10 protein-coding genes are annotated in these 14,019 nt (G+C 62.2%); 7 read left to right on the forward strand and 3 right to left on the reverse strand.

Annotation, left to right across the window (positions count from 1 at the left end):
* Positions 1–2: 2 nt before the first annotated feature.
* Positions 3–707, reverse strand: coding sequence for a protocatechuate 3,4-dioxygenase subunit beta (pcaH, locus tag P0D96_RS25145; RefSeq protein WP_132383772.1), 705 nt, complete (start codon positions 705–707; stop codon positions 3–5).
* A 108-nt stretch (positions 708–815) separates the two neighbouring features.
* Between pcaH and pcaQ the strand changes: the two genes are divergently transcribed.
* Entirely contained in the window at positions 816–1,799 is a 984-nt protein-coding gene (pcaQ, locus tag P0D96_RS25150) for a pca operon transcription factor PcaQ (RefSeq protein ID WP_408315984.1), read from the forward strand.
* Between the two features lie 217 nt (positions 1,800–2,016).
* Entirely contained in the window at positions 2,017–3,150 is a 1,134-nt protein-coding gene (locus P0D96_RS25155; RefSeq protein WP_408178515.1) for a 4-hydroxyphenylpyruvate dioxygenase family protein, read from the forward strand.
* Between the two features lie 19 nt (positions 3,151–3,169).
* On the opposite strand, the gene P0D96_RS25160 is transcribed toward P0D96_RS25155, so the two are convergent.
* Complete coding sequence (locus tag P0D96_RS25160; RefSeq protein ID WP_408315986.1) at positions 3,170–4,102, reverse strand: LysR substrate-binding domain-containing protein; 933 nt, start codon at positions 4,100–4,102, stop codon at positions 3,170–3,172.
* Between the two features lie 166 nt (positions 4,103–4,268).
* Here P0D96_RS25160 and P0D96_RS25165 point away from each other — a divergent pair, with 166 nt between their 5' ends.
* Positions 4,269–5,306 carry a DUF1338 domain-containing protein gene (locus P0D96_RS25165; RefSeq protein WP_408315988.1) on the forward strand — a complete coding sequence of 346 codons (1,038 nt, stop codon included), beginning with the start codon at positions 4,269–4,271 and terminating at the stop codon, positions 5,304–5,306.
* Positions 5,307–5,346: 40 nt separating this feature from the next.
* Complete coding sequence (locus tag P0D96_RS25170; RefSeq protein WP_408315990.1) at positions 5,347–8,346, forward strand: FAD-binding and (Fe-S)-binding domain-containing protein; 3,000 nt, start codon at positions 5,347–5,349, stop codon at positions 8,344–8,346.
* A gap of 30 nt (positions 8,347–8,376) precedes the next feature.
* Here P0D96_RS25170 and P0D96_RS25175 read toward each other — a convergent pair whose 3' ends face one another.
* The gene (locus P0D96_RS25175) at positions 8,377–9,009 is read right to left on the reverse strand and encodes a helix-turn-helix domain-containing protein (RefSeq protein WP_408178519.1); all 633 of its coding nucleotides are present in this window, start codon (positions 9,007–9,009) and stop codon (positions 8,377–8,379) included.
* Between the two features lie 720 nt (positions 9,010–9,729).
* On the opposite strand from P0D96_RS25175, the gene P0D96_RS25180 reads away from it, so the two are divergent.
* From P0D96_RS25180 to P0D96_RS25190, 3 genes are all read left to right on the forward strand, one after another.
* Complete coding sequence (locus tag P0D96_RS25180; RefSeq protein ID WP_408315992.1) at positions 9,730–10,071, forward strand: hypothetical protein; 342 nt, start codon at positions 9,730–9,732, stop codon at positions 10,069–10,071.
* A 155-nt stretch (positions 10,072–10,226) separates the two neighbouring features.
* Positions 10,227–10,877 (forward strand): hypothetical protein, encoded by a 651-nt coding sequence (locus tag P0D96_RS25185; protein ID WP_408315994.1) that lies wholly within the window; start codon positions 10,227–10,229, stop codon positions 10,875–10,877.
* Positions 10,878–11,120: 243 nt separating this feature from the next.
* The gene (locus P0D96_RS25190; RefSeq protein ID WP_408315996.1) at positions 11,121–13,970 is read left to right on the forward strand and encodes a DNA-binding protein; all 2,850 of its coding nucleotides are present in this window, start codon (positions 11,121–11,123) and stop codon (positions 13,968–13,970) included.
* Positions 13,971–14,019 lie beyond the last annotated feature (49 nt).

Below are 14,019 nucleotides of genomic sequence, written 5' to 3' on the forward strand. Positions count from 1 at the left end.
GCTTAGCGCTCCATCGGAGTTTCGTTGCGGCCGCGCAGCACGATGTCGAAGTCGTAGCCGAGCGCATAGGCCTCTTGCGTGGTGTCGAGCGAGAAATCCGCGATCAGGCGGTCACGGGCGTGCTCCGGCGTGCCCTGGAAGATCGGGTCGAACGCCAGCAGCGGGTCGCCGGGGAAGTACATCTGCGTGACGAGGCGCGAGCCGAAATGGTCGCCGAAGAGCGAGAAGTGGATATGGTTCGGACGCCACGCATTCGGATGGTTGCCCCACGGATACGCGCCAGGCTTGATCGTCAGGAAACGGTAGCGGCCTTCGTTGTCCGTGATGCAGCGGCCCGCGCCGAGGAAATTCGGGTCGAGCGGCGCGTCATGCTGGTCGGCCTTGTGAACATAGCGGCCGGCGGCGTTGGCTTGCCAGATTTCGACCAGCGTGTTGCGCACCGGGCGGTTGCCTTCGTCGAGCACGCGGCCCGTCACGATGATGCGCTCCCCAAGCGGCTCGCCATTGCGTACGGCGTTACGCGTCAGGTCGTGGTCGAGCGCGCCGAGGTCATCGGTGCCGTAGACCGGCACGCGCTGGTCGCGCAGCTTTTCCTTCAGTGGAATCAGCGGACGCGTCGGGCCGCGTTTGACCGACGAACCGTAGCCGGGGTAGACGTAAGCGGGATGCGACGTGAAGTCACGCGCGCTGAGAAAGGAATCGTCCATCAGTGTCTCCTTCGAGGAATTGTGGGATACGGCGTTATGGAAAGACTTTATCCAACCTGAGAGGTTATGCAAAATGACGTTTTCGCCCTTTTCGTATAACCTGCCGTTATGCAACGCAGTCTCGCGGATAGCCGCGTCAAATTCCGTCATCTCCAGTGCTTTCTGGCCGTCGCGCAGTTCGGCAGCGTTCAGCGGGCCGCTGACAGCCTGTCGATCACTCAGCCCGCGGTCTCCAAGACCGTTGCCGAACTCGAAGCGATTCTCGGGGTGAAGCTGTTCGAGCGCGGCCGCCACGGCGCCGTGCCGACCCGCGAAGGGCAACTTTTCATGCCGCACGCGAGCGCCTGCGTCAGCGCGTTGCGCCAGGGTGTCGATCTGCTGGCGCGCGCGGAAGGCGCGGCCGCGGCCACGCTGGAAATCGGCATCTTGCCGACCGTCGCGGCGGCATTGATGCCGCCGGTGCTCAAGCAGTTCGCCACGCTGTGGCCGCGCGTGATCGTGCGCCTCGCGACCGGCGCCAACCCGGAATTGCTCGAGCGCCTGAAAGCGGGCACGATCGAATTTGCGATTGGACGTCTGGCCGATCCCGAGCGAATGGTCGGGCTCAGTTTCGAGCAGTTGTTCAGCGAGCCGTTGATCGCAGTGGTGCGCGCAGGGCATCCGCTGGCGGCGGGCGCGGGTTTGCCGGCCACCTCGCTCGAGGATTTTCCGGTTGTGTTGCCGCCGTTCGGCACGTTGATCCGGCAATCGGCGGACAGTCTGTTGAGCGCGTGGGGCGTGCCGCCGTTGTCGGCGTTCGTCGAGGTATTGTCGGTTTCGACGGGCCGCGCGTTGACGCTGGAGAACGACGCGGTGTGGTTCGTCCCGCTGAGCGCCGTCGAATACGAGCTGGCGCATGGCATGCTGGTCCGTTTGCCGTTGCCCTTTGCCGGCACCGGCGAGCCGGTCGGATTGGTCCGCCGCTCGGACACGCAGCCGTCGCCGGTCGGGCGGGCGTTTATCGAGGCGGTGCGCGAGGTCGCGCAGCAGCGCATGGCGTCGAGCGCGGATAAGGCCGCCGGTAAAAGGGTGCAGAAACGGAGCCGCAAATAGGGCGTCCGGTACTCAATCATGGTGGTGAGCGCCGCGAGGCATGCGGGCGCGCCGTCGTGTGAACCATCCGGTACAAAATGAAGGTTGCGGACGCCCGGCTACCCGGTGTACAAACACGGTGCAAAAGCCGTGGTGTCACACTGCGGATGTGGCGGCGGCTTGCACCGAACACCGGAAACAGCAGGAACAGCGTCGAAAGACTGTAAAGGAGATTGCCATGCCCAGCGACTTGCCCACTCCAGACGCCGCGCTGCGCGCCGTGTCGGCGCCTGAGCACAATCCGCTCGGCACCGCCGGCCTCGAATTCGTGGAGTTCGCCGCGCGCGATCCGCAGGCGCTTGGCGAAACCTTCACCAAACTCGGTTTCAAAGCGATTGCGCGGCATATCAGCAAGGACGTCACGCTTTATCGTCAGGGCGAGATGCAGTTCCTCATCAACGCCGAGCCGGATTCGTTCGCCGCGCGCTATGCCGAGGAATACGGCGCTGGCATTTGCGCGATCGGCATTCGCGTGGCGGACGCGCAGCGCGCCTTCGACCGCGCGATCGAACTCGGCGCATGGGCGTTCGAAGGCGAAAAGATCGGCACGGGCGAGCTGCTGATTCCGGCCATTCAGGGCATCGGCGACTCGCACATCTATTTCGTCGACCGTTGGCGCGGCCGCGGCGGCCAGCGTGGCGGCCTCGGTGATATCTCGATCTTCGATATCGACTTCCGGCCCATCGAAATCGACACGGCGCATGCCGACTTGAGCCATGCGGGCACCGGCCTCGTCGCGGTGGATCACCTGACGCAAACGGTCGGCGAGGGCCGGATGCAAGAATGGCTCGACTTCTACCGCGACCTGCTCAACTTCCGCGAGATTCACGAGTTGCACGCCAACTGGCATGTCTCGGCGGAATCGCGCGTGATGGTGTCGCCGTGCGGCGCGATCCGCGTGCCCTTGTACGAAGAAGGCACGAGCCGGACCAACCTGATGCATGAGTACCTGCCGGACCATCCGGGCGAAGGCGTGCAGCATATCGCCCTCGCGACCGACGACATCTTCGCGTGCGTCGAACAATTGCTCGCGAACGGCGTCGAGTTCGTCGAGCCGCCGCCACGCTATTACGAGCAACTCGACGCGCGTCTGCCGGGTCATGGGCTCGATGTCGCGCGGCTCAAGCGCACGCACGTGCTGGTGGACGGCGAGATCGGCGCGGACGGCGTGCCGCTGCTGTTTTTCCAAACCTTCGTGCGGCGCCGCGCCGGCGAAATATTCTTCGAGATCGTCCAGCGCCAAGGTCATCACGGCTTCGGCGAAGGCAATTTGAGCGCGCTGGCAAAGGCGCGCGAACAAGCGGGCGCTTGAGGTTTGATCTGACGCCGGCTCAACCGGTATCGGGCGGGCCGCCCAACTCAGGATTCACCGCGCTGTAGGCGGCGGCTTCGTGCAGCAGCCACTCGCGGAAACTCGCCAGCGGCTTGCCATGACTCAACTCGGTCGGATAGACGAGGTAGTACGCGGAGTCGGCGACCGCGGGAGCGTCGAGCGGAATCACGAGCCCAAGCTGGCCGAGTTGCGCTTCGACGAAAAAGCGCGGCACCAGCGCAATGCCGAGACCGGACGCGGCCGCACTGATCAGCATGGTGTGGAGTTCGTAGCGCACGCCCTGCATGGTCCGGTTGTCGTCGACGCCCATGCTGGCGAACCATGACGCCCAGCCGTCCGGCCGGGTGGTGGAATGCAGCAGCGGATAGTCCAGAAGCTCGGCGGCGCCTTGAACGGGCCGCTTCAGCAAACTCGCCGCGCACACCGGCACCACCTCCTCGCTAAACAGAAAATCCGCCGACGTGCCCGGCCATGTGGGCTTGCCGTAATGAATCGCGGCCTCGAAATGGGTGTCGGCGAACGGGAACGTGCCGGTTCGAACGCCCATGTTCACGCGCACGTCCGGATACTGCGTATTGAATGCCGCGAGCCGCGGAATCAGCCATTGCGACGCGAAAGTCGGCAGAACGGCCAGTTCCAGATAACCGCCCCCGCTGCCGTGCGCGATGATGGACAGCGTGTCGCGATCGAGTTGTTCCAGCGAGCGCCGTACTTGCGCGCTATAGACCTTGCCTGCCTTCGTCAGCACCACGCGCTGTTTGACGCGTACGAACAGTCGCACGCCAAGATTGCTCTCCAGCGTATTGATCTGCCGCGACACCGCGCTCTCGGTCAGGAAGAGTTCGCGCGCCGCATGCGTGAAGCTCTCGTGCCGCGCGGCGGCTTCGAAAGCGAGCAGCGCGCCCATGTTGGGGATCTTGAACTTTCGCACGTTGATTCCAAAAACGCATCAAGTGGCGATTTTATCTCGCTTTACGGCAAGCCGGCAGGTTTGAATAATCACGCCTTCGATCGTGCCGTCCTGCGGCTTGCACCTGCACCGGCAGGTCTGCTCGAACATGTGAATCAGCGCCCGTCAAAGTTAGTAGAGAACCGCTATGCGAAACATCAAGAATGCGAATGTCGAACAACTGCTGCTGAAACTGCTCGGCGCCGACAAAACCACACGGCTCTTTGCGACGCTGAATCATCCGCGCATTCTGGACGAAGGGGAGGACGGCATCGTCACGCGCGCCGAACTCGCGCAGGCGATGAACATGGCGCTGTTCGAGGATCTGCTGGCGCGCTCGGCGAACGGCCGCCAGTACACCGAGGAGACGATCGCGGCAGGCGGCAGCGTGTACTTCGATCACGGCGCGTTGCGCACGGTGCGCTGGCCGCACAGCGGCGCGCTGCCGACGGGTGAAGCCGCGTTCGCACGCATTCTTCGTCCGCTCGGCTTCAGCATCAACGGCCGCTATCCACTCGACCGCCTCGGCATGACCGGCCGCGCCTGGGCGCACGACGACGCGCCCGATGAAATCGCGCAGTTCTTCGTCAGCGAATTGCATCCCGAGCGGTTCTCGGCAGAGTTTCAGCAGGCCGTGACCAACGTGATCGGCGCGTCGCGCGATCCGTTGACGCCGCGTGCCATCGGCCAGTTGTGGGAACTCGAGCGTGACGGCGTGCTGGCGCTCGACGCGGCGTATGAATTGCTGCCGGTGATCGTCGGCGCGTTCGCGCGCCAGCACGACATGCCACGCGAAGCCGATTACGAAGTATTGTTGAAGGAATCGGCGGAGATGGCATGGATCGCCACCGAAGGTAACGCGTTCAATCACGCCACCGATCGCGTCGCGGATGTCTTTCAACTCTCCGACGACGAGAAGGCCAAGGGTCGTCCGATGAAACCGGAAGTGGAGCGTTCGCGCTCGGGCCGTGTGTTTCAGACTGCATATCGCGCGGACCTCGTTCAGCGCGAGTTCCGCGCGGCTGACGGCGACATCGTGACGCGTGAAGTGCCGGGCTCGTTTTACGAGTTCATTACGCGCAAGCGGACTTTCGATCAGGACGCGCGTCGTTGGGAAACGGACCTGCGTTTCGACGCGGGCAACGCACAGGGCATCTTCAAGATGACCGCGAGCCAGGCTGCCTGAGCGCGAATCGGCGGCATCGGCACGAGAAACGGGGAGCGCAGTGGGAACGTCATTTGATGAAGAACAAGGCGCAAGCGTCGATGAGTTGGACGGTGCTGGCCGCCGCGCGCTGAAGAAGACGCCGCGCATCGCCACGCCTTTTGCGGGCAGCGCCGCTGTGATGCACGCGCTCGAAGCCGATCTGCGCAGCCACGTGCGCGGCGAAGTGCGCTTCGACCAGGGCTCGAAAGCGCTGTATGCGGCGGACGCGTCGAACTATCGACAAGTGCCGCTCGCCGTCGTCGTGCCGGCGGATGTCGACGACCTGTTGGCCACGCTCGCCGCCTGCCGCCGCAACGACGTGCCGTTTCTGGCGCGTGGCGGCGGTACGTCGCAGAACGGGCAGTGCGTCAACGTCGCGGTAGTCGCCGACGCGAGCAAGTATGTGAATCGTGTCGTGTCGGTCGATCCGGTCACGCGCGTCGCGGTCGTCGAGCCGGGCGTGGTCTGCGATACCTTGCGCGATGCCGCGGAACAGCATGGCCTCACTTTCGCACCCGACCCGGCGACGCATAGCCGCTGCACGCTCGGCGGCATGATCGCCAACAACTCGTGCGGCGCGCATTCGGTGATGGCCGGCAAGACGGTCGAAAACGTCGAAGCGCTGGAAATCGCGACCTTCGACGGCGCGCGTTTCTGGGTCGGTCCGACATCCGATCAGGAACTCGAACGCATCATCGCGGCAGGTGGCCGTCAGGGTGAAATCTACGCCGCGCTGAAGCAACTGCGCGACACCTACGCCGAGCAGATTCGCGCGAAATTCCCGCAGATCAAGCGGCGTGTGTCGGGCTTCAATCTCGATCAACTGCTGCCGGAAAACGGCTTTAACGTCGCACGTGCATTGGTCGGCACCGAAGGGACCTGCGCGCTCACCTTGCAGGCGAAAGTGCGTCTCGTGAAGAGCCCGGCCAAGCGCGTGATCGTCGTGGTCGGCTTCACGGATATCTATACGGCGGCGGACGCCGTGCCGCATTTCATGCGCTGCGGGCCGATCGCTATCGAAGGACTCGACCGCGCGATCATTCGCGGCTTGCAGGCGCGCGGTTTGAAAAAGGACGAGATCGCGTTGCTGCCCGAAGGCGATGCGTGGGTCGTGCTCGAATTCGGCGCGGACACGCAAGACGATGTGATGCGCGAGGCGCGAGCCGCCGCCGCTTACTTTGCCTCGGGCGAAGCAGGGCCGAATGTGTCCGCGATGCTCGTCGAAGATCGCGCGTTGCAGGCGAAGGTGTGGTCGATTCGTGAGACCGGCGCGTCGGCGGTGGCGTTATCGGTCGATTCCGGCACGCCGGACCCGGTGGTCGGCTGGGAAGATGCGGCGGTCGATCCGTTGCGTCTCGGCGACTATCTGCGCGCGTTCCAGGCGCTGGTGGATCGCTACGGTTACGAGACGAGTCTCTACGGCCATTTCGGCGATGGCTGCGTGCACGCGCGCATTACCTTCGATCTGCGCAGCGCGGAAGGTGTCGCGACGTGGCGCAAGTTTCTGCGCGAAGCGGCCGAACTGGTGGTCGAGTTCGGCGGCTCGCTGTCGGGCGAACACGGCGACGGCCAGGCGAAGGCCGAGTTTCTGCCGATCATGTACGGCCCTGAACTGATGCAGGCGATGGAGCAGTTCAAGGCGATCTGGGATCCGGCTAATCGTCTGAATCCGGGCAAGGTCGTGCACGCATATCGCGTCGACGAGAACCTGCGCATGGGGCCCGCTTACAAGCCGGTCACGCTGCAAACCCGACTGACGTTCGTGAGCCAGGAGGGCGACGGTTTTCAGCGCGAGATCGAGCGATGCATCGGCATGGGCAAATGCCGCTCGCTCGATGGCGGCACGATGTGCCCGAGTTATCGCGCGACGCGTGAAGAAAAATATTCGACGCGTGGCCGCGCGCATCTGTTCTGGGAAATGCTGCAAGGCGATGTGATCGCGGACGGCTGGCAAAGCCGCGAAGTGAAGGAAGCGCTCGATACGTGCCTCGCGTGCAAGGGCTGCAAATCCGATTGCCCGACGCATACGGACATGGCTTCGTACAAGGCGGAATTTCTTTCGCATTACTACGAGACGAATCGCAGGCCACGGCAGGCGCTGTTCATGGGACGGATCGGCGAATGGGCGCCGTGGGCGGCGCGTTTGCCACGTCTGACGAACTTCATGACGTCGGCGCCGGGTTTGTCTTCGTTCGGTAAGTGGCTGGCCGGCGTCGCGCAAACGCGTGAATTGCCTCGATTCGCGGATGCCACGTACAGGCAGATCGCGCAGCGTTCGCCGCAAACGGCGCGTGATGCTCGCGGCGAGGTGAAGAAAGTCATCCTATGGGTGGATACGTTCAACGATCATTTCACGCCCGAGATCGCGCAGGCCGCTGCCGATGTTTTAAAGCAACTGGGCTGGCACGTCATGTTGCCGAAGAACCGTTTGTGCTGCGGGCGTCCGCTGTATGACTTTGGCCTGCTCGAACGCGCGCGCGAACTGCTCACGCACATTCTCGACGACCTCGCGGACGATATCGCCGCCGGCGTGCCGCTCGTCGGTCTCGAACCCGGTTGTTTGTCGGTGTTTAAGGACGAATTGCTGAAGCAACTGCCCGGCCATCCGCTAGCGAAGAAACTGTCGGCGCAGACTTTCCTGTTCTCCGATTTCGTCGCGCGTCAGCCGTTCGATTGGCCGACGCTTGACGCGGACGTGATCGTGCACGGACATTGTCATCAGAAGGCGCTGTTCGGCATGCAGGGCGATACCGCGCTGCTGAACAAGCTCGGCGTGAAATGGAAACTGCTCAATACGGGATGCTGCGGCATGGCCGGATCGTTCGGTTTTAACGCGGAGCATCACGCGCTGTCTACGAAGATCGGCGAAGACAAGTTGTTTCCCGCGGTGCGTGCGGCGGACGCGGAGACGATCGTGTTGACCAACGGTTTTAGTTGCCGAGAGCAGATCGAGCAGGGCACGGGGCGACACGCAATGCATATTGCGCAACTTGCGCAGCGGGCGTTGCCGGCGCGCTAAAGCGCATTCATGCGCACTGAGGTGCTTGCGTTACTTCTTCGTCGATTCAATGGCGACCGGCGCTTGCGGAATGTCGGCGCTGGTCGCCATCCACAACACTTCGGCGTCTTCTTCGCTCGTGGAGACCGCCGCGTGACCGGTGCGGCTGTCGAAGTAGAGGCTGTCGCCGGCGTTCAGATGCGTCGGCGCGTACAACTCCGAATAGAGGCACACGCTGCCGCTGATCACATACAGAAATTCCTCGCCTTCGTGACGACCCCAGTCGTCGAATGCGTCGAGCGTGTGCGCGGAGATGCGGATGCGAAACGGCAGCATCGCTTTGTGCGCGAGGTCGGTGGCGAGCAGTTCCATCTGGTAGCCGCGATACGCGTGGCGTTGGCCTTCGTTTTTGCGGGTCAGCGCGCGACGCCCGCTGGCGCTGACTTTCGGTGTCGAGCCGAACAGCTCGCCGATTTCGATCTTCAATCCGAGGACGATTTTCTGCAGGACGTCGAAAGTGGGGGACATCAGGCCGTTTTCGACCTTGGAGAGCGTCGAACGGGACACGCCGCACAGGCGGCTGGCGGTTTCCAGCGTCAGATCCTGCGCCTGGCGGGCGGCGCGGACACGGCGGCCGAGGTCGGTGGTGGACGGATCGGCGGGTTTGGCGAGATGGGTGTCCATGGGGCTTGATGCTTCGAATGCGCGCTTTAGGGGGACGGTGTTGTTTCCGATAATAACATTTGGGGCGAGCCGCAAGTTTCGCGGGGAGGGTTGGGTGTTGGCGGTGGGGCCATCGGTGGCGCTTTGAGCGGTCGCGCTTGGCTTACGCGGCGGAAAGGATCGGCGCGATCGAACCGTGTGGGATTTGCGCGTGTTTTTCTCATTGGAAACTTTAGTCTTTGCGTACGGCCGGCAGCGACGGTGCTGTGGCTGGACCAACTATTAACTTAGGTTGCAAGTCTCGTTTTATATAGCGGGCTTGATAATCGCATCGGTTTTGGACGGAAGGCATTAGTTAAGATATTGCGCTACACGCTATGCTGTCATGGCATCCGCTAGCCTTGATAACGTCATTCCCCGGTCGGCGAAGCAATCCCGGTCAACCGATTAAGGAAAGATTAAGAAAAACAGATGCTTGCCAAATATCAATAGACCGCATTCATTTAATCACAAAGCCTGGTATGCGAATGGCATATCAATAAATTATGTTAAATCGCCTTGATGGTGGATTTTTCTTTGTCGTATGCATTACGATGCTGGAATTAAAAGCAGCATCGACAAGATAAACGATCCATGTCTCAGAATCGTAAAAAACGACCAACGGGGAATCAGGCGCGCAGAAAGCCGCTTGGCAAAGCCAAGCTCTTGCCGCATACCGCGACATACGTGCGAGAACAGTCGTTGCGCTGGCATCTCGCCTTGGCCGCATTTCAGGCGGGCAAGGGCAACGGCGAATTGCTGGCGAAACTGGTGAAGGCGCTTTACCTGGCCTGGTATCTTCAGCAGGCCGGATTCGGTGCGCTGGAGCGTGATTTATATATCGATGCCGAACGTATTCTGGATGCAGCCGCCCGTAGCGCGAGTGAAGACATCTGGCTGATCGCGGCAGCGGACTGCGCGCCGATCACCAGGCTTCTCGATTTGCACGAACAGCAACTGCAAACTGCGCCCGTGTTCGCCGTGGACGAAGCTGAGTCACGCGTCGTGCATTTTGGACGAAGCGACAAGCGATCACCGTGGTGAGCGGATTTGAAGTGCGGCTGATTTAGCTTCGATCCCGGTCAGGCGTGACCCGAGCGTTCGCTGAATCGCCGCGTTGCAACGTGCAGCGCCGCGCTCGGACTATCGAGCGGTCGTCTTCCCTTCTGGACGAGATCGGCGGCGGGCGCCATCCACGGATGAGCGAACGCGACAACGGTCGCACCCGCCTCATACGCCTGATCCGCAGACAATGCGGTCGCTGCCAGGCATGCTTGAATGTCGCCCGCTCTGAACAGCGCCCAAACGTGGCCAACGTGAACGACCTCCACCGATGCCGCGCTTTTGCTTGCGTGCTCCGCGAAGAGCTTCCTGGTCGACTCGATTGCCGATTCAGCGGCACACAACACGACGATTCTTCCGCCCGCTTCTGCTGCCGCCGCAGCCAAGGCGACGTCCGCTCGGACGATAGGCACACGGGAACTCCTGATATCGGCCGCGGCCGGCCCGAGCGTGGCGCAAGTCAGAATGACAGCATCGGAATCGGCTGCCAGCGCGAGAAGGCGCTGGTTTGTCTGGGCTCGCAACTCGTCGGAGAACGTCCCCGCTTGATCGACAGCCTCGCGAAGATCCGCCCTCACTTCATGCTGAAGATCTTCCGCCCGCAGCCCAAGCGTTTTGGCTGCCTGCTCAAACACTTGCCGGTTTCCATCCATCGTGTGCAGAAACGAAATGCGCATGGCCGTATGCCTCGGTATCAGGTGTGTCACGTCGACGCCGCTTCGTGGCTTTCGCGCCGACGGGCGGCCCAATCGGTTCGCCTGCATTGTTGCAACGTCGTTGCGGGCTAACAAGGCAAGCTCTTCTACCGGTATCGCCGCTACCTCTCTTGCGCGAGCGATCCGCGACGATATAGCCGCCTTATGGGCCGTTGTTCCGTGCATTCGGGAAGTCCGTTGAGCCCTAATATCATCGGTTCGCATCCTGCTAGCTGTCATTTAGCTTGTATCCCGAACGTCGCCGGACGTCCGCAGACGTAGTAACGTATTGAAAATTTAACCTTTCGCCCCGCTACATTGATTCTTGAGGCGCATATGTCCACGGACACAGACACCATCACCGATGAGCAGATCGCTGCAATCGCCGACCGCATGGTCGAAGAAGGCAGAAGAGTGTCGCCAGTGACAATCTGGAAAGAGGTACGCGGCGGTTCACTAGTGGCGATAGTCGCGGCCTTGCAACGCTGGCGCGAAGCGCGGCAGGCGGAAACGCCGCAAGTGCAGGCCCAGCCCGGATTGCCGGAGGGCCTCGCCGAAACGGTGATCAGCGCCGCGGATCGGATCTGGGCGGCGTCTCAACACGATGCGGAGAAGGCGTTCAACCAACGTCTGGCCACGGTGAACCAGGATCTCGAAGCGGCCCTCGCGGAACGGGACGAGGCGCTCGCCGAATATCAAAAGACGATTGATGAGATCGAAACGGGGCGCAATCGACTCAGCGCGCTGACGGAGGCGCTGAGCGCGTCGGAAAGTGCCGCTCAGCGCCTCGAAGCGGAACTCGCGACCGCCAACGGCCGCGCTGAAGCGGCTGAGACCCATGTCGGCGAACTGGTTCAGCAAGCGTCCGCGCAAGACGCCAAGCTGAAGACGGTGAATGCATCCCTCGACGAGGAACGGCTCACGAGCGAAGGCTTGGCCGCCTCTCTCGCGGACAAAAGCGCTGAAGTCGCTCAGATCACGCGGGAACGTGATCAGGCGCGGCACGAGATCGCGACGTTGAGCGACGTCTGTCAGGCGAAAACAGAAGAAGTGACGCGATGGTCGCATGAGGCGAGCGCGGCCACGTCGCGTGCTGAAGCGGCGGAGGCGCGCATTGAGGAATTCGTGCGGCGTGCGTCGGTGGACCAGGCCAAGATGGAGGAGACAAACGCGTTGCTTCAACAGGAACGCAAGGCGCATGAGGAGTCGGCCGCGCTTGTCTCGAGCAAGAATGATGAAGTCATGCGAGTCACGCAGGAACGTGATCAGACGCAGCAGGAAATCGCCACTTTGCGCGACGCCTTTCAGGTGAAGTCGCAAGAAGCGGCCCAGCTGTCGCAAGAGGCGAGCGCGGCTTCGTCACGTGCGCAAGCCGCAGAGGCGCGCGTGCTAGAACTCGCGCAACGTGTGTCGTTGCAAGATGCTAGCCTGGAAGATGCAAAGGCATCGATTGAAGAAGCACGCCAGGCACGTGAGGAATTGGCTTCGATTGTCTCCGTCACGAACGATGAAATGACGCGAGTCGCTCAAGAGCGTGATTTTGCGCAGCAGGAAATCTCAACCTTGCGCGAAGCCTATGAGGCCAAGTCGCAGGAGGCAAGCGCGGTCTCGTCGCAAGCGCAGGAAGCACAGGCGCGAGTGGACGAACTCACGCAGCGCTTGTCTTTGCAAGATGACAGCCTGAACAAGACGACGGCGCTGCTTGCATTGGAACTCAAGGCACGCGAGGAATTGGCCTCGCTTGTCTCCAGCAAGGACAATGAGTTAACGCGAGTCACTCAGGAGCACGATCAGGCGCTGCAGCGAGTCACAACGTTGGACGCCGCTTATCAGGCGAACTCGCAAGAAGTGGCACGATGGTCGCAGGAAGCGAGCGCGGCGACATCGCGCGCGCAGGCGGCAGAGGCACGTGTAGAAGAACTCGAGCAGCGTGCGGCGTTGGCTCACGACAAGCTGACAGCGACGAACGCATCGCTTTCAGAGGAACGCAAGGCACGTGAAGAGTTGGCCGCGGTTATCTCGGCCAGGAACGACGATTTAACGCGAGTGACTGAGGAGCACGATCAGACGCGGCAGCAGTTCGCCACTTTGCGCGACTCCCATCAGGCGAAGACTGGAGAAGCGACGCGACTGTCCGAGGAATTAAGCGCGGCTACGTCGCGTGCGCAAGCAGCCGAGGCACGTGTAGTAGAGCTCGCGCAGCACGCAGCGTTGCAAGCTGACGATCAGCAAGCCACGACGGCTTTGCTCGACGAAGAACGCAATGCACGAGCTGCGTTGGCCGCAGAGATATCAAGCAAGAACGATGAAATAGCGCGAGCCACTGAAGAGCGCGACCGGATCCAGCAGCAGATCGCAAAGTTGAGCAGCGCCATTCAGGCCAGCCAGGAAGAAGCGGCCCGGTTGTCGGCGGAGTTGGAAGCGGCTTCGTCGCAAGCAAAAACTTTCGAGGCGCAGGCAAACGAGAACCATGCGCGGCTCACCGCACTGGAAGCTGAACTGGAGCAAGCCCGCGCTGTGCTGACAGCGGAGCGCGAGGCAGCCGAGGCGCGGGCCGAGGAAACGTCGGCCCAACTCAGCGAGTTCCAGCGCGTCACGCATGAACTGGACGAGGCGCGGGAGCAGATCAGTGCCGTGACCGAGGCGAAGACACTGGTCAGCGCCAACCTCGCTCGGCTATCACAGGATGCGTCCGCTGTGAAGGAACGCGCGGAGGCGGCCGAACAGCATGTCGCGCAGCTGGAGCAGCGCGTCGCGTCGCAAGCCGCCGCTATCGCGCAACACACTCAGCGCGCCCAGCAGTTAGCAGCCCGCGCCGAGGAGAACGACAGCTCGGAGGAAGTCGCGACGTTGCAACGTCAAGTGTCGGCGCAAGCCAAGGCTCATGCAAAGGCCATGAACGAGCTTCGCACCACGGCCGAACAGTGGGTCGTGCACGCAAAGGACCTGAAACAGCGGCTCGGTCTGGCAAGCGAGAAGATCTTGTTCATCGACGCCCGCAGCACCGGCGAAGTGGCACTCGTCCGGCGGCTTTCATCCGAACTGGAGCGGCTTAAGCCGGACCACGAATTGATCTCGAGAGAGATGCAGCAAAAACTGATCGCCGCGACGATGACGCACCAACTTGCGCAGAAGGGCTACCGTTACGATCCGGCGACGGCGGTCATGTCGAAGGTCACGACCTGACGCGTGCCGGCCGCTCAAACGCATGATGAAGAAAGGCGCGTGCCCGCAA

Origin of the sequence: Paraburkholderia sp. RL17-347-BIC-D (genome assembly GCF_046027915.1) — a bacterium.
Taxonomy (GTDB): Bacteria; Pseudomonadota; Gammaproteobacteria; order Burkholderiales; family Burkholderiaceae; genus Paraburkholderia.

What these genes read in the sequence shown, in the direction of transcription:
- pcaH (WP_132383772.1), bottom strand. Translation starts at nt 707, where the DNA reads ATGGACGATTCCTTTCTCAGCGCGCGTGACTTCACGTCGCATCCCGCT.
- pcaQ (WP_408315984.1), top strand. Translation starts at nt 816, where the DNA reads ATGCAACGCAGTCTCGCGGATAGCCGCGTCAAATTCCGTCATCTCCAG.
- P0D96_RS25155 (WP_408178515.1), top strand. Translation starts at nt 2,017, where the DNA reads ATGCCCAGCGACTTGCCCACTCCAGACGCCGCGCTGCGCGCCGTGTCG.
- P0D96_RS25165 (WP_408315988.1), top strand. Translation starts at nt 4,269, where the DNA reads ATGCGAAACATCAAGAATGCGAATGTCGAACAACTGCTGCTGAAACTG.
- P0D96_RS25175 (WP_408178519.1), bottom strand. Translation starts at nt 9,009, where the DNA reads ATGGACACCCATCTCGCCAAACCCGCCGATCCGTCCACCACCGACCTC.
- P0D96_RS25185 (WP_408315994.1), top strand. Translation starts at nt 10,227, where the DNA reads ATGAGCGAACGCGACAACGGTCGCACCCGCCTCATACGCCTGATCCGC.
- P0D96_RS25190 (WP_408315996.1), top strand. Translation starts at nt 11,121, where the DNA reads ATGTCCACGGACACAGACACCATCACCGATGAGCAGATCGCTGCAATC.